Source organism: Marinilactibacillus sp. XAAS-LB27 (assembly GCF_036039175.1).
Lineage (GTDB): Bacteria > Bacillota > Bacilli > Lactobacillales > Carnobacteriaceae_A > Marinilactibacillus.
In genome coordinates this window covers 129,975-153,317 of record NZ_JAYXKP010000002.1, presented here as the reverse complement: position 1 = coordinate 153,317, position 23,343 = coordinate 129,975, and the positions used below count along the sequence as shown (strand labels likewise).

Annotated in this window: 15 protein-coding genes, 1 riboswitch and 1 other annotated feature; of the genes, 11 read left to right on the top strand and 4 right to left on the bottom strand. The window is 39.0% G+C overall.

Going from position 1 to position 23,343, the window contains the following annotated elements:
• Nucleotides 1-198 precede the first annotated feature (198 nt).
• The 5 genes from VXN63_RS04360 (at nucleotide 199) to VXN63_RS04340 (ending at nucleotide 11,953) form a co-directional block, all read left to right on the top strand.
• Nucleotides 199-4,269, top strand: a complete 4,071-nt coding sequence (locus VXN63_RS04360) for a LysM peptidoglycan-binding domain-containing protein (RefSeq protein WP_327756754.1) — start codon at nucleotides 199-201, stop codon at nucleotides 4,267-4,269.
• A 97-nt stretch (nucleotides 4,270-4,366) separates the two neighbouring features.
• Nucleotides 4,367-4,587 (top strand) — a binding site (T-box leader).
• Nucleotides 4,588-4,657: 70 nt separating this feature from the next.
• Complete coding sequence (gene leuS, locus VXN63_RS04355) at nucleotides 4,658-7,078, top strand: leucine--tRNA ligase (RefSeq protein WP_327756753.1); 2,421 nt, start codon at nucleotides 4,658-4,660, stop codon at nucleotides 7,076-7,078.
• Between the two features lie 442 nt (nucleotides 7,079-7,520).
• Nucleotides 7,521-9,293: an ABC transporter ATP-binding protein gene (locus VXN63_RS04350; protein ID WP_327756752.1), complete on the top strand. Its 1,773-nt coding sequence runs from the start codon at nucleotides 7,521-7,523 to the stop codon at nucleotides 9,291-9,293.
• Between the two features lie 219 nt (nucleotides 9,294-9,512).
• Nucleotides 9,513-11,183: a putative polysaccharide biosynthesis protein gene (locus VXN63_RS04345; RefSeq protein WP_327756751.1), complete on the top strand. Its 1,671-nt coding sequence runs from the start codon at nucleotides 9,513-9,515 to the stop codon at nucleotides 11,181-11,183.
• A 53-nt stretch (nucleotides 11,184-11,236) separates the two neighbouring features.
• The gene (locus tag VXN63_RS04340) at nucleotides 11,237-11,953 is read left to right on the top strand and encodes a pseudouridine synthase (protein ID WP_327756750.1); all 717 of its coding nucleotides are present in this window, start codon (nucleotides 11,237-11,239) and stop codon (nucleotides 11,951-11,953) included.
• 51 nt (nucleotides 11,954-12,004) lie between these two features.
• Here VXN63_RS04340 and VXN63_RS04335 read toward each other — a convergent pair whose 3' ends face one another.
• Both VXN63_RS04335 and VXN63_RS04330 read right to left on the bottom strand, forming a co-directional pair.
• Complete coding sequence (locus VXN63_RS04335; RefSeq protein WP_327756749.1) at nucleotides 12,005-12,259, bottom strand: hypothetical protein; 255 nt, start codon at nucleotides 12,257-12,259, stop codon at nucleotides 12,005-12,007.
• 57 nt (nucleotides 12,260-12,316) lie between these two features.
• Nucleotides 12,317-13,147: an NAD(P)H-hydrate dehydratase gene (locus VXN63_RS04330; RefSeq protein WP_327756748.1), complete on the bottom strand. Its 831-nt coding sequence runs from the start codon at nucleotides 13,145-13,147 to the stop codon at nucleotides 12,317-12,319.
• Between the two features lie 176 nt (nucleotides 13,148-13,323).
• Here VXN63_RS04330 and pepV point away from each other — a divergent pair, with 176 nt between their 5' ends.
• On the top strand, nucleotides 13,324-14,733 hold the full coding sequence (pepV, locus tag VXN63_RS04325) for a dipeptidase PepV (RefSeq protein WP_327756747.1): 1,410 nt from the start codon (nucleotides 13,324-13,326) through the stop codon (nucleotides 14,731-14,733).
• 139 nt (nucleotides 14,734-14,872) lie between these two features.
• Here the strand turns inward: pepV and VXN63_RS04320 are convergent, their stop codons facing one another.
• Entirely contained in the window at nucleotides 14,873-16,000 is a 1,128-nt protein-coding gene (locus tag VXN63_RS04320) for a GerMN domain-containing protein (protein ID WP_327756746.1), read from the bottom strand.
• 27 nt (nucleotides 16,001-16,027) lie between these two features.
• Nucleotides 16,028-17,221, bottom strand: coding sequence for an iron-containing alcohol dehydrogenase (locus VXN63_RS04315; RefSeq protein ID WP_327756745.1), 1,194 nt, complete (start codon nucleotides 17,219-17,221; stop codon nucleotides 16,028-16,030).
• Between the two features lie 358 nt (nucleotides 17,222-17,579).
• Between VXN63_RS04315 and gcvT the strand changes: the two genes are divergently transcribed.
• The 5 genes from gcvT (at nucleotide 17,580) to VXN63_RS04290 (ending at nucleotide 22,886) form a co-directional block, all read left to right on the top strand.
• Nucleotides 17,580-18,722 carry a glycine cleavage system aminomethyltransferase GcvT gene (gene gcvT / locus VXN63_RS04310; RefSeq protein WP_327756744.1) on the top strand — a complete coding sequence of 381 codons (1,143 nt, stop codon included), beginning with the start codon at nucleotides 17,580-17,582 and terminating at the stop codon, nucleotides 18,720-18,722.
• A gap of 3 nt (nucleotides 18,723-18,725) precedes the next feature.
• Nucleotides 18,726-19,112, top strand: coding sequence for a glycine cleavage system protein GcvH (gene gcvH / locus VXN63_RS04305; RefSeq protein ID WP_327756743.1), 387 nt, complete (start codon nucleotides 18,726-18,728; stop codon nucleotides 19,110-19,112).
• Nucleotides 19,113-19,227: 115 nt separating this feature from the next.
• Nucleotides 19,228-20,583: an aminomethyl-transferring glycine dehydrogenase subunit GcvPA gene (gcvPA, locus tag VXN63_RS04300; RefSeq protein ID WP_327756742.1), complete on the top strand. Its 1,356-nt coding sequence runs from the start codon at nucleotides 19,228-19,230 to the stop codon at nucleotides 20,581-20,583.
• On the top strand, nucleotides 20,584-22,044 hold the full coding sequence (gene gcvPB / locus VXN63_RS04295; RefSeq protein WP_327756741.1) for an aminomethyl-transferring glycine dehydrogenase subunit GcvPB: 1,461 nt from the start codon (nucleotides 20,584-20,586) through the stop codon (nucleotides 22,042-22,044). It begins immediately after the preceding gene.
• A 56-nt stretch (nucleotides 22,045-22,100) separates the two neighbouring features.
• Nucleotides 22,101-22,886, top strand: coding sequence for an SDR family oxidoreductase (locus tag VXN63_RS04290; RefSeq protein ID WP_327756740.1), 786 nt, complete (start codon nucleotides 22,101-22,103; stop codon nucleotides 22,884-22,886).
• Between the two features lie 185 nt (nucleotides 22,887-23,071).
• Nucleotides 23,072-23,245, top strand: a riboswitch (Lysine riboswitch).
• Nucleotides 23,246-23,343: the final 98 nt, after the last annotated feature.

Genomic DNA, 23,343 nt, shown 5'->3' with positions numbered 1-23,343 from the left:
GTAGTAGACTTACAATGATGTATTAGCTTAAATGAATCAACTGTACGCGTTTAGAATCTGTTCGGTTCCCTACTGTTACAGTCATATGACATTTGTAAAAAAGCTTATTTTTTGGTTCCTTTCATCCGATACTAACTGTATAATATGAGGACAAAGGAACGATATTGGACTTGTTTTTTTGAGAGGGGTATTGAATAAATGATAAACCAGAAAGATATGTTAGAATCATACAAAAATAACGCAAAGAAGCGCTCATTGAAATTGACCATGTCTTCAAGCATTCTAGCTGGAGTTGTAGCCATCTCTGCATTTGGTGAAGCTGTCCATGCAGAAGAAATGGATCTAAATAAAGAAGAAATTCAAGCACTATATGACCAGTATAATGAATTACAAGCAACTGTCAAAGAGCAGCAAACTTTAGCTCCAGAAACAGAGGAAGTTGAATTAACTGAAGAAGTGCCTACCAGTGATGAACTTGAAGAACTCTCTTTCGTTAAGTCTCAACTAGTTAGAATGATTGAATTGGCTGGCGGAGAAAGTTTATTGGCTCAATTAAATGTTGAACAACTATCTACTGACGACTTAAATACTGCATTTGAAGCATTACTTACTTATCAATTAGAACAATCTGAAAGTGCCGAACTCATTGTTCAAGAAGAATTGACTGAAACTACTGAAGAAGAATCTGTTGAAACAACAGAAAACATAGTAGAAGAAACAGTCGTCGAAAGTGTAGAAGTTACAGAACCTGAAATGAATGAAAATATTGAAGAAGAAACTGAAGATGTCATGGTAGAAGAAGTTGTAGAAAATACAAGTTCTGAAACGACTGTTAAACCTCAAACAGTGACAAAATCAGTAGAAAAGTCTGAGGTCGCTGAAGAAAAAGTTGTAGTTCCAACTGAGAATAAAGCAGTGGAAGTTGCTGTTAATCAATCATCTGAAAAAGAATCTGAAGAGGTTTCAGTTGAAACAGAAGCATTAATTGAAACGGTAGAAGAAGATGTAGAAGAATCTCAAGAGTTTGAAACACCTGTTACTGAAGTCGAAGAATCGGTTGAAGAAACAGAAGAAATCGAAATAGTTGTACCTGAAGAAACAGTAAAACCAGTTGAAGAAAAGCCAGCTCCTAAACCAGCTGAAACAAAACCGACTCCAGCTCCGGTAACAAAACCTGTTGCAGAAACGAAGCCTGAGCCAAAACCAGAAGTGAAACCAACACCAACAGTGAATAAACCCGAAGCTAAAGCAATCGTTCACACTGTGAAATCTGGGGACACATTAAATAAAATCGCTAAATCTTATAATACAACAGTCAATAACATTGTCGCATTAAATAAGATTTCTAACCCAAATAATATTAAAGTGGGACAGAAACTTGCAATTAATCAAGCAGGAGTTGGCTCGGCGACTTCTTCACCTTCAAATGGCTCAACAACTAGTACTGGTAATTTGAGTCAAGCTAAGACGACTTCTGAGTTTATTAATCAGATTTCTGGTTACGCTCAAAAAATCGCTAAAGAAAATGGCATCTACGCTTCAATCATGATTGCTCAAGCAAGTTTAGAGTCTGGTTATGGTAAAAGTACTCTATCTTCTCCACCAAATCATAACTTATTCGGAATCAAAGGTTCTTATAATGGACAATCTGTTGCGATGCGTACAAAAGAGTACTATTCAAGTACAGGTTGGATTACGATAACAGATAATTTCAAAAAATATCCTAGCTATGCAGAATCTTTGGAAGACAACGCTAGATTAATTAGAAATGGTACAAGATGGAATAACGAATTCTATTCTGGTGCTTGGATTGAAAAAACTAACTCGTATAAAGATGCTTCTGCTTGGTTACAAGGGCGTTACGCGACAGATCCAAGCTATGCCAGCAAATTGAACAATATTATCAGCTTGTACGATTTGACTCGTTTCGATGGAAATTGGACAGGTACAGTAGAGACAGGGAACGGCGGTTCAAGTACTGTAAAACCAGTTCAACCAACCACACCACCGACATCTGGTAACAATACTAGCGGTCAACATACAGTGGTTAGGGGAGAAACCTTAACGTCTATTGCTAGAAAATATAATACAACTGTAGCTGCGATTAAATCAGCGAACAATTTAAAGAGTGACTTGATTTTTGTGAACCAGAAATTATCTGTTTCCGGAGCTGCATCTGGTGGATCTTCAAATAGTGGATCAACAACGCCGGCACCAAACCCTGGTAACAGTNACTTGATTTTTGTGAACCAGAAATTATCTGTTTCCGGAGCTGCATCTGGTGGATCTTCAAATAGTGGATCAACAACGCCGGCACCAAACCCTGGTAACAGTCAACAAACAGGTTCATCAAGCTATACAGTGGTGAGTGGAGACACATTGACTTCTATCGCTAGAAGATACAGTACATCTGTTTCATCTATTAAATCTTTAAACAACTTGAAGAGTGATTTGATCTTTGTGAACCAGAAACTGACTTTATCTGGGTCAACTTCAAATAGCGGATCAACAACACCAGCACCAAACCCTGGAAATAGCCAACAAACAGGTTCATCAAGCTATACAGTGGTGAGTGGAGACACATTGACTTCTATCGCTAGAAGACACAATACATCTGTTTCGTCTATCAAATCTTTAAACAACTTGAAGAGTGATTTGATCTTTGTAAACCAGAAGTTGACACTTTCTGGAGCAGCACAAAGTGGATCAACAACACCAGCACCAAACCCTGGAAGTAATCAACAAACAAGTTCGTCAAGTTATACAGTGGTTGGCGGAGACACATTGACTTCTATCGCTAGAAGATTCAATACAAGCGTGTCATCTATCAAATCATTAAACAACCTGAAAAGCGATTTGATTTTTGTGAACCAGAAATTAGTCTTGTCTGGAACTTCAACAGGTTCAGTTTCTAATCCAGTTGTACCTACGACACCCACTATATCTAATTACACAGTGGTTAGAGGAGACACGCTGACTTCGATCGCAAGACGTTTTGGTACATCAGTATCTGCTATCAAATCAGCAAATAATCTGAAAAGCGATGCAATCTTTGTGAATCAGAAATTGACTTTAAACGGTCAAAATACTGGTAGTTCAACTACTCCAGTCCTGAGTAACGGAAGTTCGCAAGGAACAACGACTTCAAGCTATACTGTAGTAGGTGGAGATACGTTGACGTCTATTGCAAGAAGATTCAATACAACAGTAAATGCTATCAAATCTCTTAATAATCTTAAAACCGATCAAATCTTTGTGAATCAAAAGTTAACGGTTTCTGGTAAAGCATCAAGCACTCCAGTAACAAATAGTCCGAGTGTATCTGCTCCTACTGAAACGATTCAATCAAGTTATACAGTTGTTGCAGGAGATACATTGTCAGCAATCGCCAGAAAGTTCAATACTTCGGTTTCTGCAATCAAATCAGCGAATAATTTAAATACGGATGCAATTTACGTGAATCAAAAGTTAACAGTCAATGGATCTAACACTTCAGTTACGCCTACACCAGTCGTGATTGCTCCTGTAGCACCTAAGCCTGTATTAGGGCAATATAGTGTGGTTGGTGGAGATACATTAAGTGGAATCGCACGTCAATTCAATACATCTGTGAATCAGTTGATGCAAGACAATAGCTTGTCTTCTAGCATGATCTTTGTCGGTCAGACACTAAATGTAGCTGGCGCTAAAACAACTCCTAAACCAGTCACACCAGCACCTGTTGTGACTCAGCCGGTTAATGAGCAGACTAGCAGTATCGTTGTTTCTGCTGGAGACACACTGTCCGCTCTAGCTGCTAAATATGGCACGACTGTAGCACAGATTAAATCAGCGAATAAACTAGAATCTGATAATATCTTTGTTGGTCAAGTACTTGCTATAGCTGCAGGTAGAACGCAGACAGTATCGGCTCCTGTAGTATCAAAACCTGTAACTCAACCAATTCAAGTGGTTTCTAACCAGTATGTTGTTCAATCTGGAGATTCACTATACAAAATCGCTCTTCAGTTCAATACTTCCGTTACACAGATCAAAGAGTGGAACAAGTTAGAGAATGATACGATTTTCGTGAACCAACGCTTATCTGTTCAAGCAGCAGTAAAAGCAGAGGAACAAAAAGTACCTGTAACAAAAGGTGGTTACGTAGTTGAAAGCGGAGATACTCTTTCTGGAATCGCCCTTAAATTCAACACGACTGTTCAACAATTAAAAGAAAAGAATGCTTTAGAAACGGATAGAATTTTTGTGAATCAAAATTTAACAGTTTAAACTAAAAAGTAGTAGTCAGGCGTGACCGGCTACTGCTTTTTGTTTTTAAGTAAATAGCTATTGCGGCAAGACAACTGTTTTGTTAAGATATAGACTAATAACTACTTTGAACAGGAATAGTAAGTCGTCCTTTTTTATAGAGAGCACATGGTTGGTGGAAATGTGCAAGAAGGTAAACTGAACTCGCCTGGAAGTTGTTCGAGTGAACGGAATCAAGTTGATTCTCTTAAGTCGAACCGTAAATCTGCGTTAAAGATTTGAGGCTACGATTAATTGTAGCGAACATTAGGTGGTACCGCGAAAATATTCGCCCTATAGACTATGCAGTTGTATAGTTTATAGGGCTTTTTTTATAGATTTTATAATAGATAAAAAGAGGAGCAATCATATGTCATTCAATCATAAATCAATCGAACCAAAGTGGCAGAAGTATTGGCAAGATCATCAGTCATTCAAAGTAACAGAAGATGAGGACAAGGAAAACTTTTATGCGCTAGATATGTTTCCCTATCCATCTGGTCAAGGTCTTCATGTAGGACATCCTGAAGGATATACAGCTACAGACATTATCTCTCGTATGAAACGCGCTCAAGGATACAATGTCCTTCACCCGATGGGATGGGATGCTTTTGGACTACCTGCTGAGCAGTACGCGCTTGATACAGGAAATGATCCAGCGGAATTCACCGAGAAAAATATACAGACATTTAAACGTCAAATCAATGCGCTTGGATTCAGTTATGACTGGGAACGAGAAATCAATACGACGGATCCTGATTATTATAAATGGACGCAGTGGATCTTTATTAAATTGTACGAAAAAGGCCTGGCTTATGAAGCGGAAGTTGCCGTTAACTGGTGTCCAGCTTTAGGAACGGTTTTAGCAAATGAAGAAGTCATTGACGGAAAATCTGAGCGTGGTGGACATCCTGTTTACCGTAAACCGATGAAACAGTGGATGCTGAAAATTACGGCGTATGCAGATCGTCTTTTGGAAGATCTTGAAGAGGTTGACTGGCCTGAACACATCAAGGATATGCAACGCAACTGGATCGGGAAATCTGAGGGCGCGAATGTGACGTTTAAAGTGAAAGATTCAGAACGTGATTTCACTGTATTTACAACTCGTCCAGACACGTTGTTCGGTGCAACATACGCGGTACTGGCTCCTGAATCGGACTTGATCCAACAGATTGTTTCAGAAGATCAGAAAGAAGCGGTTGAAGCGTATATTAAGGATGTCAGCGTCAAGTCGGATCTTGAAAGAACAGATTTGAACAAAGACAAATCTGGCGTATTCACTGGAGCTTATGCTGTGAACCCAGTGAACGGACAGGAGCTACCAATCTGGATTGCGGATTATGTACTGGCATCTTACGGTACGGGCGCAATCATGGCTGTTCCTGCTCATGACGAAAGAGATTTCGAATTTGCTAAGAAATATGATCTAGAAATCATTCCAGTTCTTGAAGGTGGTAATGTTGAAGAAGTTGCGTTCACAGAAGATGGAAAACATATCAATTCAGAATTTTTAGATGGTATGAACAAAGAAGAAGCAATCGCAAGTATGATTGAATATCTGGAAAAAGAAAAAGTTGGCGAGGCAAAGATCACATATCGCCTACGCGACTGGTTGTTTGCTCGTCAAAGATATTGGGGAGAACCGATACCTGTTATTCATTGGGAAAATGGAACGACAACAACTGTTCCTGAATCAGAACTTCCAATTGAGTTGCCAAAAACAGATAAGATTCAACCTTCTGGTACCGGCGAATCACCTCTAGCGGTTATCGAAGACTGGGTAAACGTTGTGGACCCTGAAACTGGTATGAAAGGGAAACGAGATACGAATACAATGCCACAATGGGCTGGAAGTTCTTGGTATTTCTTAAGATTTATCGATCCTAAGAACACAGAACAATTGGCTGATCCAGAGAAATTGAAAAAATGGTTACCAGTCGATCTTTATATCGGAGGAGCAGAACATGCCGTTCTTCACTTGCTATACGCTCGTTTCTGGCACAAATTCCTATATGATCTAGATGTTGTCCCAACAAAAGAACCTTTTGAGCGTCTATACAATCAAGGCATGATTCTTGGAGAAAACAACGAGAAAATGTCTAAATCAAAAGGGAACGTTGTGAATCCTGACGATGTAGTAGAAGAATTCGGAGCAGATACATTGCGCGTCTATGAAATGTTTATGGGTCCACTAGATGCTGCTATCGCTTGGAGCACAGATGGTCTTGAGGGTTCTCGTAAGTTTTTGGACCGTGTTTGGAGATTACTGGTTGATGAAGAAGACAAACTAAGAGACCGCATTACAACCATCAACGATGGGTCACTAGACGTGGTCTATCATCAGACAGTCAAAAAGGTCACACAGGACTTTGAAAATCTACAATTCAATACAGGGATTTCTCAGTTGATGGTCTTTGTAAATGCAGCTTATAAAGCTGAAGGACTACCTATTGAGTACATTAAAGGATTCCTTAAAATGCTTGCTCCAGTAGCACCTCATGTTGGAGAAGAACTTTGGAGCCGCATTAGTCAAACAGATGAAAGTATTTCGTATGAAGCATGGCCGACTTATGATGAAGCTAAACTGGTTACAGATGAAGTGGAAGTTGTATTCCAAGTTAATGGTAAAATCAGAGGGAAAGCGACTGCCTCTAAAGATATTTCAAAAGATGATCTTGAAAAACTAGCGCTGGAAAATGATAACATTAAAGAGCATCTAGAAGGCAAGACAGTCCGTAAAGTGATTGTCGTACCAGGTAAACTCGTTAATATCGTCGCACCAAACTAATAGACTGAGGCCGTTATCTCGGTCTTGATCAGATGAAGAAGAACCTAGGGAGAATGGAACAAACTCCCTAGGTTCTTTCTATTTTCCGCTTTATTTTAATGAATTCGTTAAGAGTTATATTAAAGAAGACTTCGTTTTTAGCGCATTAGATGGTTACGTTCGAGAATTGATAGTAATGGAGTTCATTACAAACGTATCCAACTTTTTCCAACACTTCAATCTACCATTAAGAAAGACTTAAAACTTTAAAACAGGATAACTCAGTGAGTTATAAATAGAAATACATAAGAAACTACTAAACTTTTATCAAACTTCTCTTAAAGGCATATGAACCTGACAAATAAACAGTGCAGACTATCTCGCAGTCTGATAGAATATGAATGCACTGAGATAGAAGATTTTGAAGTTGATCGTTTTCAATCTGAGTAAAGGGGATCATCATATGCAACAGGACTTCATGAAAAATGAATTGATCGTACAGAAAAATTTAAATAAGCAGGACTTAAAAAAATTTATGAGATTGATCTGGTCAACAAGGCTTTCAAAAACCTTATTAATGATTGGATTGATCGGAAGTATTTTGACGACTGCCACTCAATTGATGATACCGCTGGTTACACAAAGATTTATTGATGGCGTTAAACTTGATTTTTTCACGCCATGGATGATTGTATTGATTGTTGGTGTAATTGTTTTACAAGTCTTACTTGATGCAATGTCTAACTATATCTTGCATAAAGTAGGACACCAAGTTATCGCTGGTTTAAGGTCGTTCTTATGGGATAAAGTGACCCGGTTACCCGTTAGCTTCTTTGATCAGTATGCTTCAGGAGAAGTTGTCAGCAGAATCACGAATGACACGATTATTGTTCAAAACTTAATTACATCTTTTTTCCCTCAATTCGTTACTGGATCGATCACAGTCGTTGGGGTGTTTTTTATTTTAATCTTTATGGACTGGCAAATGACGATGGTTATGGTGGTTGCCATACCACTCCTAGTTATCTTGATCAAACCGCTTGGGAATAGGATTTCAAATATATCAAGAGAGATGCAAGATGAAACGGCGGTGTTCTCTGGAAAAATTCAGCAAACCATCGCTGAAGCCCGTTTAATGAAGTCTTCAACAGCAGAATCATTTGAAAAAGAAAAAGGAAAAAAAGGTATCGACCGTTTGTATAGAATCGGGCTTAAAGAAGCAAGATATATGTCACTCATTGCGCCGTTGATGTATACACTAATGATGGGCATCGTCGTCATGGTTATTGGATACGGCGGATATAGAGTTGCACATGGGGTCATGTCTACTGGATCTTTAATTGCTTTTTTGCTGTATTTATTTCAAGTAATTTTTCCTGCAGTTACTTTTATGAATTTCTTTATGCAAATTCAAAAAGCAGCTGGAGCAACCAACCGGATTATTGCAATTCTTGATGAAGAAGAGGAAGCAGATGATATTGGACAAGCTGTTGATATTTCAAATCTTCCACTGGAATTTCAAAATGTGTCTTTTGCTTACAATGATGATCAGCCGATACTCAAAAATATCAGTTTCTCAACTAAACCAGGTGAAAAAATTGCATTCGCGGGTCCTAGTGGTGGAGGAAAAACTACGTTATTTGCTTTACTTGAAAGATTCTACGATCCTAAAGAAGGTCAAATCCTTGTAGGAGATATTCCCGTTAAAGAAATTTCACTGCAGTCTTGGAGAAGTCAGATTGGTTACGTGTCACAAGAAAATGCGATGATGTCTGGGACAATTAGAGAAAATCTCTGTTATGGTTTGCCAGATGACATAGAAGTTACAGAAGATAAGCTGTGGGGTGTAGCAGAAATGGCTTATGCTAGAGGTTTTATCGAGTCCTTTCCTGATGGTCTGGATGAGATGATTGGCGAAAGAGGGATTAAGCTATCAGGTGGACAAAGACAACGGATTAATATTGCAAGAGCTTTTTTAAGAGATCCAAAAATTTTAATGATGGATGAAGCGACTGCCAGTTTGGATAGTCAGTCAGAAAAAATTGTTTCTCAGGCTTTAAACAAGTTGATGGAAGGAAGAACCACTTTCGTTATTGCACACCGTTTAAGTACGATTATCGATGCGAACCAGATATTCTTTATTGAAGAAGGTAAGTTAACGGGAACTGGAACACACGAAGAATTGCTGGCAAATCACCCTTTATATGGGATGTTTGCGAAACAGCAACTTAATTAAACCCGATCTCTTAAAATTGAACAGAAGCATTAAATTTTTACTAAATACTCTTTTTATGCCCAAACAAGATTGCAACAGATTCAGTAAAACAGTAGAATAGAGTCTAGTTGGAAAAAGGGGCCTTACGGTGCTCCTTTTTCTATGGAATTTTTTTATTGAATAAAAACAGTAAGAGAATCATTCAGTATTTTCATTTATCGAAAGAAGGTTTCTTTAAATATGGATAACCAGGCCACAACGAACGTGATAAAAAAAGAAATGTCTGACGACCAGAAGATGGTCAGTGGATCCGCTTGGATGACTGCATCCAGCATGATTTCAAGAGTTCTTGGAATTATTTATATTATTCCATGGATGGCATGGATGGGCGGGCGTAGTGATGCGAATGCTGCCAATGCGCTCTTTCAGATCGGATACAATCCATACGCATTCTTTCTAGCCTTGGCAACAGCTGGGGTGCCCTCTGCGATATCAAAGCAAATCAGTCACTATAATGCAATTGGGGAGTATGAAATATCCAAATCCATTTACAAACAAGGTTTGAAATTGATGGTTTTTACGGGAGTCGTTTCCGCTGTAGCGCTTTATGTACTGGCGCCAGTACTTGCGAGTACTAGCCCGACAGCGAATCCTGAAGATGCTGTGATTGTTATGCGAGCACTAGTCCCAGCTTTACTCATTATTCCTGCTCAAAGTGTTACCAGGGGATTTTTACAGGGACATAATACAATGGCCGGACCTGCGATTTCTCAAATCATTGAGCAATTCGCCCGAATTTTGTTTATGTTGGCTTCTGCCTATGCAATCACTCAAGTTCTAGGTGGTTCTAATGTAACTGCGGTATCTTATTCGACATTCGCTGCATTTATTGGAGCAATATTCTCCTTGATCTATCTAGCTTGGAAGATTAAGCGAATCAATACAGCTTTTAATCACAAACCAGAAGACAGTGCAAATGAAGTGAAGGTTTCTCCGAAAACTTTGTTAGTGGAAATTGTTAAAACATCTATTCCATTCATTATTATTGCGACAGGGATTACACTTTTTCAACAAATTGACCAAAATACGTACAAACCAATTATGGAAATGTTCTCAAACATGGATTCTGACACGATTCAAGAAACATACGGTGTCACACAAGCAAATGCACATAAGTTGATTATGATTCTGACTTCATTTGGTACAGCTTTATCGATTACAACAGTGCCTTTAATTAGTAATCTTATGGCTAAAAGCAATATCAACGAAGTGAGTAAGCAATTTTCAAAAGGCGTTCAATTACTCTTTTTCGCTATGTTCCCGGCTGCTGTAGGAATGGCAGTTGTTGCTGAACCGTTATATAATGTTTTCTTCTTGCCTAGCGCTCTTGGAACGTCTATTACGCAAGTCTCTGCTTATATGGCTATCTTTATTGCTTTGTATGCTGTGCTTGGGAATATGCTTCAAGCAGCAAATCAGACAAGACCCGCTATTTGGGCATTAGTTATTGGTTTCGTTGTGAAAATTGTTACGCAACCATTATTTGTAGGGGTATTAGGACTCAATGCTTACGGCATGTTGTATTCAACAATTGCCGGATTCGGTGTAACTTGCTTCATGATGATGCGTATTATGCATAAAGCAACGAACTATTCTGCTGCTCTTTTATTTAGACGCTCAGCCTTGATTATGATTTTATCTCTTATTATGGGAGCATTTACGATGTTGACCAAAATAGGATTAGGAACAGTATTGAATTTTGAAAGTAAAGCTCAAGCTGGCCTATCCTTACCGGTGATGGCTGCTGTGGGAATCGTTGTTTATGGATATCTAGTTTTGAAAACAAGACTGGCTGATCGTCTGATTGGTGCTCAAGCTGCTCGAGTAAGAAATAAACTCAGAATTGGTTAAACTTTCTTTTCAATTTTGAGGAATATCAGATAAACTAGGTATGAGGTGACAAGATGAGAATCGATAAATTATTGGCACATAGTGGCTTAGGAACAAGAAGAGAAGTTAAGATTTTACTGAAATCGTCGATTATTGAAATCAATGGTGTCATCGTAAAAGATCCAAAGACACAAGTTGATCCTGATACGGATACCATCTTGATTGGCGGAGAAGAGCTCGATTATCAAGAGTTCGTCTATTTTATGCTAAATAAACCAGCAGGTGTGATCAGTGCTACAGAAGACGAGATGCATGATACGGTTTTAGATTTACTGCAGCCCAGTGATATCGTTCAAGAACCGCACCCAGTGGGTAGATTGGATATCGACACGGAAGGTTTGCTGTTGCTCACAAATGATGGCGCACTGACGCACAAATTGCTTTCTCCCAAACGACACGTGGACAAAAAGTATTTTGCTGAGATAGAAGGTATCGTAACGGAATCAGATGTCTTGGAATTTGAAAAAGGCATTACACTAGCAGACGATTATGTGACAATGCCCGCAAAACTTTCAATTTTATCAGTGGATGAAGCGGAACAAACCTCTAAGATTGAAGTCACAATTCAAGAAGGCAAGTTTCATCAAGTTAAAAGAATGTTTCATGCAGTTGGTAAAGATGTGCTTTATCTCAAGAGACTTTCAATGGGATCATTAGAATTGGATCCTCAGTTAGAACTTGGTGCGTACAGAGAATGTACAAAAGAAGAAATTGCACAATTAAAACAGTAGTTTAAAATAAAATAGCTTGTATCGACTGATAATCGATACAAGCTATTTTTGTTATGAAACAAAGAAAAGTGCGGTAATACCAGATACAACATAAAAAGCACTGATCCACATCAATTGGATTAGTCGTGCCTGATCTTTTTTGAATCGCTCTTCATTGCCATCGTTATCAAGACGTGGTCCGGCCCCAAACGCAAAAAGGATAATGGCAGCCATACCTAAGATGTAAAGGATAGACTGATTATAATACATCATCATAAACCCTAAAACGAAGACACCTATACAAATCAGAAAAAGTTTTTTATTCATTAAAATCGACCTCTTTCTATCATTCTATTTCAGTATAGCGAAGAAAAAGGCGGAAAACTAGGTTGATTTTGTATATTCCTTCATCAGTTCAGGAATTTTATCAATGATTAGAGTAGGTAAGGTGATATAGTGTGTTTCTGATAACTGATTTGCGATTTGACTGTGCATAAAGACCGCAGAAAGAATACCTTTTTTACGTGTTTTGAATTGGGCTGTAAAACTACCAATCATTCCTGCGAGCGTATCACCCATACCTCCAGTAGCCATGGAAGGATTTCCAGGGATATTCTGCCAGACTTCGTCTTCAAAATAAACCTCGCTCTGACCCTTTTTCAAAACAACTATAGCATTAAGTTGGTCTCGCTTCTCTTGATTCTTTTCAACCGCTTCTTCGTCTGGTCCCATTCCTGATAAGGTCTTCCATTCTCCTAAATGAGGTGTAAAGATTAGTTCAGCAGCAGGATGATCCAATTTCTCATTGACATAAATAGAAATTGCGTCCCCATCAACAACCAAAAACTGTTCTTCTGATACTGTCTCAAATACCGTTTTCGCGACGTCCACCGATTTTGAATCTCGACCAAGACCAGGTCCAATAACAACCCCGTCCATTGAAGGAATCATGTCTTTCAGTGCATCAAGGTCATACATATCTAAAAACATGGCTTCTGGTATTCTAGCATGGAGCGCATGTACGTTTACTGGGGCACTAGCTACTGTGACGAGACCAGCTCCGGCATGTAAAGCAGCAGAGGCCGATAAAGTGATGGCTCCGCCCATCTGATTATTTCCCCCCACAAACATTAACTTACCGAAATTTCCTTTATAACTATTTTTCTCTCGAACCGGGATAGATTGTCTAATGGTTTCTTCTAAAATTTTCTTCAAAGAAAACCCTCCTTTATATGCTCATTTTACGCTTTGAAATAAAATTATGCATGGATTTTACTTGTGGGAGAATTGGTATTCAATCTAAAAAGTGCTAAAATAGTAAGTAGAAGCGAGAAGTGAGAAAGACCTCATTTATTCGCAAAGAAGATAGTTCATTAGGAGGAAAAGGTAGTATGACAAATCAGTCAATTGATTGGAAAGCAGAAGCAGCGAAACGCAAAGATGATTTTCTAGAGGATCTTTTCACGATTCTTAAAATCGATAGTGTTCGTGACGATTCAAAAGCAACAGCTGAAGCACCAGTAGGACCAGGTCCTAAAGAAGCTCTTGAAGCTTTTTTAGCTATTGGTGAAAGAGATGGGTTCAAAGCTGAGAATTTCGACAACTGGGCTGGACATATCGAGTACGGTGATGGAGACGAAATCATGGGTGTGCTTGCACACGTAGATGTTGTTCCAACTGGTACTGGATGGGAAACAGATCCTTTTGAACCAGTTATCAAAGACGGCAGACTTTATGCACGTGGATCAAGTGATGATAAAGGACCGGGTATGGCAGCTTACTATGCTATCAAGATGATCAAGGATCTTGGCCTACCTGTATCGAAAAAAATCCGTTTCATTTTGGGTACTGACGAAGAAAGCGAATGGAAAGGCATCAAGCATTATCTTGAGACTCAACCAGAGCCCGACTTCGGATTTTCTCCAGATGCAATGTTCCCGATCATCAATGGGGAAAAAGGGAATGTATCAGCTGAACTTTCATTCAAAGGAAATGCTACTGGTGGAACACACAAATTGGTTGAATTCGAATCAGGACTTCGTGCGAACATGGTCCCTCAAGATGCAGTTGCAGTCATTGAATCAGAAAATCCTTCTGAACTTGAGAATGGATTCCAAGATTATCTATCTGGTCAGCCTGTAACCGGAGACCTTTCCGTTGATGGAAATCTTGTAACGGTTACCGTTGTAGGAAAAGCTGCACACGGAAGTACGCCTGCTAAAGGAATCAATGCCGGCACGCATCTCGCTCGTTTCTTATCTGAATTCAACTTTGGAGGAGACGCTAAAGACTTTATTCAAGTAGCAGCGCTTTACCTTCATGATGATCCATCAGGTAGTAAATTGGGCGTAGCTCATACTGACGAAGTAATGGGTGAACTGACTTCAAACACTGGAGTATTCAAATTCAACGCAGATAAAGGCGGTCAAATGACAGTCAATATGCGTTATCCTCAAGGAACAAGCGAAGAGATCATCGGTAAACAAATCAAAGATAAAGTATCTCAATATGCAGTTGAAGTAAACTTACCAGAAGGAAAAGTTCCACATTATGTGCCAGGAAATGATCCACTAGTTCAAACGTTACTTGATGTTTACGAACGTCAAACAGGATTTGAACCAAGTGAACAAGTAATTGGTGGCGGAACATATGGACGTTTGATGAAACGTGGCGTAGCTTACGGTGCAATGTTCCCTAACAGTATTGATACGATGCATCAAGCCAACGAATTTATGGCTGTGGATGATTTGATGAACGCAATGGCGATTTACGCAGAAGCTATTTATGAATTAGTTAAATAAAACAATTAAAAGACTGGATAGAGGTAAGAGTCTATTCAGTCTTTTACATAGTAAGGATTGACTTAGAGAATAATCCATCACTTAACCCAAAAAGGAGTTGCCTCGTATATATGAGGCAACTCCTTTTTTGAATCATTTTTTATTCGACGTTAGACAAATCAACAGACATCGTTTGTCCTTCTTCCAGACCAATATGTCCAGAAGCATAAGATTCATCTTCTATCGTTAGTAAAACCTCATCAACTTGATAAAGTGCACCAATCGTATTTACCAGACTTTGAATCAGTAATGCTTCAATACCAGATCCGGCGTTCATGTCGTTAATAAGCTCTTCAGAGAAATCAACATGAGCAATCTGATCATTGCCAAGGTAAAGATGATTGATTTGTACATTTTCCGTTAAAGTAGGAATCGCCATATCTCCAGTACTTCCGTTCAACAGTTCTGTTAATTGAAGTCTAGCTGGGTCATTTGTTCCAAGCTCCATTGTAGCATCTGTAGTGGTTAGAGCAGTTGCCATTTCATTCAACTCGTACAGTGTTACGGGAATTTCTTCAACCGCATCTTCTTGAATAGAACTTAATGAAGAAACCATTTCCGCTTCGCCATCTACATCAATTATGGTTTGGATCAATCCAGTACCTTTAGCATAATATAGTTTATCTGACTGATCATCAAGCGTTCGGGTTATCTCTAGTGCTGAATACGTACCAGAAGGTGTCTCGACTTCTACATTGGCATCCGTGATTTCGGATACCGAACCAGAAGGGCTATCCCAACTTCTTCCGATTTCAACAGGGGCTTGCAGTAAAATTTCAAGCTGATCCTGTTCACTAGTACTTAGACCAGTATCCACAAAGTCATCTCTGAAATACGTTTGTGCTCTTGTGAGAACTTCGCGGACTTCATTTTCAGTATACTCGTAGAGTGTAACTGTCTCCGTACTCGCATTTGTTTCTACCAATTGAAGGGTATCTGTATGAATGAACTGAGGGTATGACTGATATTCAGCAAATTCACTACCTGTTCCCGAGTAGGTATAAGCAGTATCTTCATTCATTGGAAGCCAGTCCAACATATTTTGTGAAAGTGTCGCGGTCTCATCTGTAGTTTCTTCTGTTTCTGTCTCATCGAGCTCGGGAGCCGTTACCGTTTCAGTTGGGTCTGGATCGACTGCTTCTTGCTCTTGAGTTGTATTACAAGCAGCAAGAAGGAAACCAGAAAGAGTAAGGACTGCAGCTGTTTTAAATGTAATAGGCTGGTTCATTCAAGTAACCTCCTTATAAATTAACGGTTAAAATTCTAATTCCAATGCTTTTTCATAAATCGCTCTAGAGACTTCTAGCGTCTGATCTCCACGTTCAGAGAGTGCCGTGTTGCCATGTTTTTCAAGTTGATTAATCAAGAAGTCAATATCAGAAGAAGATACATTGATATCTTTCAAAGTTACAGGCATGTCAATCGATTTCAAGAAAGCAACAGTTTTTAAAATAGCCGCATCGACTTTCTCTTCATCAGTACCATCTGTAATAGACCAAACATTTTCAGCATACTGAACTAATTTATCGAATTTCTGCTCTTTTCTAACGAGCATCACTGCAGGCAAGATTGCTGAAAGGGTTTGAGCGTGATCTGTATGGTTCAATACTGTTAACTCATGACCTAATGCATGAGTAGACCAGTCGCCAGGTACACCATTTCTTAGTATGCCGTTTAAAGCAAGGGTAGCTGTCCACATAAAGTTTGCTCTGATCGTATAGTCATGTAAGTCTTCTTTAATCACATCAGGTCCGATTTTGATTAAAGTTTTCATCAAGCTTTCTGCAAATCCATCTTGAACCATGCCGCCAACTGGATAAGTCAGATATTGTTCAATGATGTGTACAAAAGAGTCTGTTACACCGTTCGCTAATTGTTTTTTAGGAAGTGTGTAAGTGAGTTCTGGTTCAAGGATGGAGAAGGTTGGGAAGACGTGGAAACTACCGAAGCCAACTTTAGCTTTTTTCTCTTTAAAAGTGATAACCGCACCACTATTCATTTCAGAAGCTGTGGCAGGTAAAGTTAATACTGTACCCAATGGAAGAGCCGATTTGATAGGTTCTCCAGTACCGATGCCTTTGCCGAAGATATTGATTGGATCTCCTTCAAATTCTGCAGCTGCAACAATAAATTTAGAACCATCGATAACAGAACCGCCACCGACTGCAAGAACAAAGTCATACTGTTCTTTTTTGATTAATTCAACTGCGCGCATACACGTTTCAAAAGTTGGGTTAGCTTCAATCCCACCAAATTCACCAAAATCATAACCACTTATGGCTTCACGAACACGGTCCAATGTTCCAAATCGCTGAACACTCCCGCCGCCATAGGTAATTAAAACTTTTTTACCTTGGGGAATTAAAGTAGATAGATTTTTAATCTGATCTTTTCCGAATACAATTTTAGTCGGATTTTGTAGTGTGAAATTTGCTATTTCTTCTTGCATGTTTATAGCGCTCCTTTATAATATAATAATCTTATTGTATCATAAAAGGTAAATGGAAGATTCCAAAGTAAGTTGTTCAGATGCGTTTCATCAAATAAATCAAGATGATCTATTTGATGAAACGAACATAAATTTCGAACGAAAACATCCATATTAAAATTATCGTTCGTTTATTTATATAAGTAAGCGTATTCTAACTGGAATATTATTGTTTTATCTATTTCAGTACGAATGAAATCATGTTAGAATAAAACATAGAAAATGAAAAGAATAAACAGAAATTCGCTCAGCCGAAAATAGTCATTAAATACTGAATGAAGACCCAATTATATTTATACGAGGTTAACGGAGGGATTAAATGTCAGAAACAAAGATTCAAGAATTGCTACATACGCCTTTATACGATTACTATGAAGAAAAAAATCTTAAGCTGACTGATTTTGGTGGATGGGCACTACCTATCCAGTTTACAAAAATTGCCGAAGAGCATGCAGCAGTAAGGGAGTATGCTGGGATTTTTGATGTCTCTCATATGGGAGAAATTATGGTTAAGGGTACACAGGCAACAGAGTGGTTAAATAAACTCGTTACAAATGATGTTTCAAAAATGGCTACTCATCAAGCTCAATATAATACGATGACAAACGAGCAAGGCGGTACATTAGATGACTTGTTATTATTCAAATTTTCAGATAGTCATTATCTGGTAACACCAAACGCTAGTAACACAGAAAAAATCTATTCTTGGATGAATCAGCATCTGGATGAAGGGATTGAAGTCGTTAACGTCTCTGACTCATACGGTTTGATTGCACTCCAAGGACCGAAGGCTGAACGAATTCTTAAATCGATGACGCAAACGACATTAGCCGATTTGAAAGCTTACCACTTTTTACCTTCTGAAAATTTCGGTAATGTTAAAGAAGTGATTGTTGCACGCACTGGTTATACAGGAGAAGACGGCTTTGAATTATATATGCAAAAAAATGATACACAAGAACTATGGAACAAATTGCTCAGAGCTGGATTTATTCATGGGTTAAAAGAATGTGGATTAGGTGCTAGAGACACTTTGAGATTAGAGGCTGGAATGGCTTTATATGGACAAGAGCTTTCTGAAGAGATTTCTCCCTTAGAAGGAGGCGTCGGTTTTGCAGTTAAATTAGACAAAGTGACTGCTTTTATTGGACAGACGGCTTTAAAAGAACAAAAGGAAAAAGGACTTAAGCGAATCTCTCGTGGGTTTGAACTACAGGATAAAGGAATCGCTAGACATGGCTATCCCGTATTGAATAGCGATCAAGAAGAAATTGGTATTGTGACTTCCGGAACGCAGTCTCCTTCTTTGGGCAAAAGTTTAGGAATGATGCTGATCAATAAAGAAGAAGCTCAAATTGGGGAAACGGTATGGATACAAGTTAGAAAGAAACAGATCCCTGCAAAATTGACAAAAAAAGACTGGTTAAAAGAACTTCAAAATTCAAACGAAGGTGGACAATAAAAAATGGCAGCTAAAGAAGGATTATATTTCACAAAAGAGCACGAATGGATTGAAGTTGTTGGAGAAGATTACGTTAGAATTGGTATTTCGGATTACGCTGTAGAGCAGTTGGGTGATGTTGTTTTTGTAGAATTGCCGGTATTGAATGACCAAATGGAAAGTGAAGCAGCTTTCTCGACAGTAGAATCAGTGAAATCTTCTTCAGAAATTTATGCACCCGTTCAAGGCACTATTACAAAAGTTAATGACGAACTAGAAGATGAACCTGAAAAACTAAATGATTCTCCCTACGGTGAAGGTTGGATTGTTGAAGTGCAAGTATCTGATAAATTGAATACAAGTGACTGGATGGATGCTAAAACTTACGACCAGTACGTTAGCGAACTGTAAAAGATTCTATTTGAATAGCAGAGAAACCATGGAGGAGATTTCTCATTGAAAGATGAGGGGGCTTCTCTTTTCTGTTTATTCTAGCTTAAATGTTATCTAAAAGGAGTGAGTCATCATGACAAAGCAACATCGATATTTACCGACAACTCAAAAAGATCAAGAGGATATGTTAGCTGTAATCGGCGTAGAGAGTATCAACGACTTGTTTTCAGACATTCCAATGTCTACTCGAGCAACAAAAGAAAAGGCGATTGATCTTCCAGAGCCTTTAAGTGAATATGAATTAACGAAACATATGAAAGCATTAGCGCAACAAAACAAAACGGCTGCTGACTATCCGTTCTTTTTAGGTGCAGGTACTTATGATCATTTTATTCCAAGCGTCGTCAATCATGTTACATTGAAATCAGAATTCATGACGGCTTATACACCTTATCAACCAGAAGCGAGTCAAGGAGAGCTACAGGCTCTTTTTGAATTCCAGACTATGATTTGTGAATTGACTGGGATGGACGTTTCTAATTCCAGTCTTTATGATGGCTTCACCTCTTTAGGAGAAGCCTGTAATCTGGCAACAGCCGTTACCAAAAAGCAGACGATTCTCTTATCTGGTGCCATTCATCCACAAGCAAAAGAAGTTGTTCATACGTATGCATATGGAATGGAATACAAAGTAGAAGAGCTAGGGCTGAAAAAAGATATCACGGATCTTCAAAAATTGAAAGCCTCATTAACCGAAGATACTGCAGCGGTCGTTGTACAGTATCCAAACTTTTTCGGATCAGTTGAAGATCTTTTAGAAATCAAGGAAATGCTTAAAGAAACGAAAGCGTTACTGATCGTTATGGCTAATCCACTAGCACTCGCTAAACTGGAAGCTCCTGGTAAATTAGGTGCGGATATTGTTGTGGGAGATATGCAACCCCTTGGACTTTCCATGTCTTATGGTGGACCTCATTGTGGGTATTTCACTGTGAAGAGTCAGTATATGAGAAAAGTTCCAAGCCGAATCGTTGGAGAAACAGTTGATATCGAAGGCAAACGGGGCTTTGTAATGACACTACAGACAAGAGAACAGCATATCAGAAGAGAGAAAGCGACATCGAATATGAGCTCCAACCAAGCTTTGAATGCCTTAGCAAGTTCAGTGTTTATGTCTGCAATGGGTAAAGCAGGCGTTCAGGAAATGGCTCAACAAAATATTGACAAAGCCCATTATCTTGCGCAACAGTTAAAGGAGTCGGGTATAACGATATTAAATGACTCTCCTTTCTTTAATGAATTTGCAATTGAACTTTCTAAACCAATCGCGGAAATAAACGAAGCTTTACTAGAAAAAGGCTTCATTGGTGGATATGATGTATCAGAAAATTTAAACAAAGATCAAGCTATGTTAGTTTGTGCAACTGAAAAAAGAACACGTAAAGAAATGGATGCATTTGTAGAAGCGTTAGTGGAGGTGAATAGATAAATGATAGAAGCACAGACAAAATTGATTTTCGAACAGTCTAAACCAGGACGTAGAGCTTACAGTTTACCAGAAAATGATGTAGAATCTTTTGACTTATCAGAACAGTTACCAAAGCATTTAACTAGAAAAGAGGCAGCTGAACTACCAGAAGTTTCTGAACTACAATTGATGCGCCACTACACTGCGTTGGCCAATAAAAACTTTGGAATTGAAACGGGCTTCTATCCACTAGGTTCTTGTACAATGAAATATAATCCGAAAATCAATGAAGATGTAGCCCGTTACGAAGGGTTTACGGCTATTCATCCTTTACAAGATCCTGCTACAACTCAAGGGGCTCTTCAGTTAATGTATGAATTGCAAGAAGATTTAAAGCAAGTCACAGGGATGGATGAAATCTGTCTTCAACCAGCAGCCGGAGCTCAAGGAGAATGGGCAGGTTTATTAGTTTTTAAAGCCTATCACCAGTCCAAAGGAGAAGGCGATCAAAGAAGAAAGATCCTTGTTCCAGATTCAGCACATGGCACCAATCCGGCAAGTGCTGCAGTAGCCGGCTATGATGTAGTGGAAATCAAGTCCAGTGAAAAAGGGACAGTAGGTGTTGAAGCGCTCAAGTCGGCACTAGGACCGGATACAGCCGGATTAATGTTAACCAATCCTAACACGCTGGGTTTATTTGAAGTGGACATTGTCGAAATCGCAAAAATCGTACATGAGGCAGGTGGGCTGCTTTATTACGATGGAGCTAACGCAAATGCGATACTTGGAAAATCAACTCCTGGAGAAATGGGCTTTGATGTCGTTCACTTGAATTTGCATAAATCCTTCAGTACACCTCATGGTGGCGGTGGACCAGGATCAGGACCAATCGGCGTTAAAGCAGCTCTTGCACCATTTTTACCAAATCCTAGAATTGAAAAACAAGCGGATCAATATAGTTTAAACTCGAATTACCCAGATTCCATCGGTCGAGTAAAAGGCTACTTCGGTAACTTTGGAGTGAATGTGAGAGCTTATGCTTATATCCGTTCTATGGGTGCACAAGGCCTTCAGAAGGTGTCAGAAGATGCTGTGCTTCATGCGAACTATTTGAAAGCCAGACTTGCAAATCACTATGATACACCGTTCAAGCAGCACTGCAAGCATGAATTTGTCTTGAGTGGTTTACGCCAGAAGAAACAAGGTGTTAGAACACTAGATATTGCTAAAAGATTATTGGATTATGGCTTTTATGCACCCACTGTTTATTTCCCGCTAATCGTTGAAGAGTGCATTATGATTGAACCGACGGACACAGAAGCGAAAGAAACATTAGATGAGTTTGCAGATGCGATGATTGCCATTGCAAAAGAAGTTGAAGAACAGCCAGAATTACTTCACGAAGCGCCTACTACAAAAGCTGTCAGAAGATTAGACGAAGTGCTTGCCGCTAGAAAACCAAAGGTTGTTTACCAGAAATAATCTTTCGTCTATACTTAAAGCAGTAAATGAAATTAGTAATGGAGGAGATTAGGCAAATGGATATGAAGCTTACTGGGAAGACAGCACTTGTTCTAGCTTCTAGTACAGGGCTTGGAAAAGCAATCGCGACAGAATTAGCCAGAGAAGGGGCTAACGTCATGCTCACGAGTAGAAGTATGGATAAACTAGAAGAAGCGAAAAAAGACATTCTCAAAACGGCTAGAGGTAAAGTAGATTATACAGTAGCTGATATTACGGATGCAGAAAGTATACAGAATCTAGTTGAGGCTACACGTAATACGTTTGGACCAATTTCTATCCTTGTCAATAATGCCGGTGGTCCACCAAGCGGAACATTCGAAGACTTCGATGACACAGACTGGCAGAAAGCCTTCGACCTCACATTGTTCAGTTTTATCCGAACCATTAGAGCAGTACTACCAGATCTGAAAGAAACAGGCGGCCATATTCTGAACAATGCTTCCTCATCAATCAAACAGCCAATCGATGGGTTAACGTTATCGAACGTATTTAGAATGGGCATATCGGGATTATCTAAAAGTTTGTCTCAAGAATTAGCAGCTCACCATATCCTGGTCAACACGATCGGTGCAGGACGTATAGAAACAGAAAGACTTGTTCAGCTAGACGCTGCAAAAGCAGAAAAACAAGGGAAAACCCAACAAGAAGTGACAGATCAAATCGAGCAATCGATTCCTTTAGGGCGTTATGGACAACCAGAAGAGTTTGCTAAGACGGCTGTATTTTTAGTCTCTGGTGCAAATACCTATTTAACGGGTCAAAACATTTTGATTGATGGCGGTCTGGTCAAATCATATTAATAAGTGAGCTATGGAACGTCTATTAGAGATGCTCCATAGCTTTTTTATAGTACCGATAGAATCAAATAGACGACTAAAAACACTTATACTATTGGTCTGATTTTCAATAATAGTGTTGTAGAGATAGAAAAAAAGGACCTTGCAATCTAAACAGATTCCTTGTACACTAATAAACGTTGAAATTAAATAGAGATAGAGGCGCGAAGAAAATCAGTATGATTCAGTAGGGTGACTCCCGTTGATTGAATCAAAAAGGGTTCTTTGCCGAAGTGGATAGAGATAGTCAATCTCTTTTTGCTGGAGTTCCGCTTAAAAAGCGGATCACTGTCACGATGTTTTCGTGGAGCACTATCAGGCTAATTGCGAATTTTAAAGCATTTAGGGTGATTGTTGCCTTAAGTGCTCTTTTTTTATGTAAAAACAACGATTTTCTGCACCTCTATGCAGTCTTTTTCAA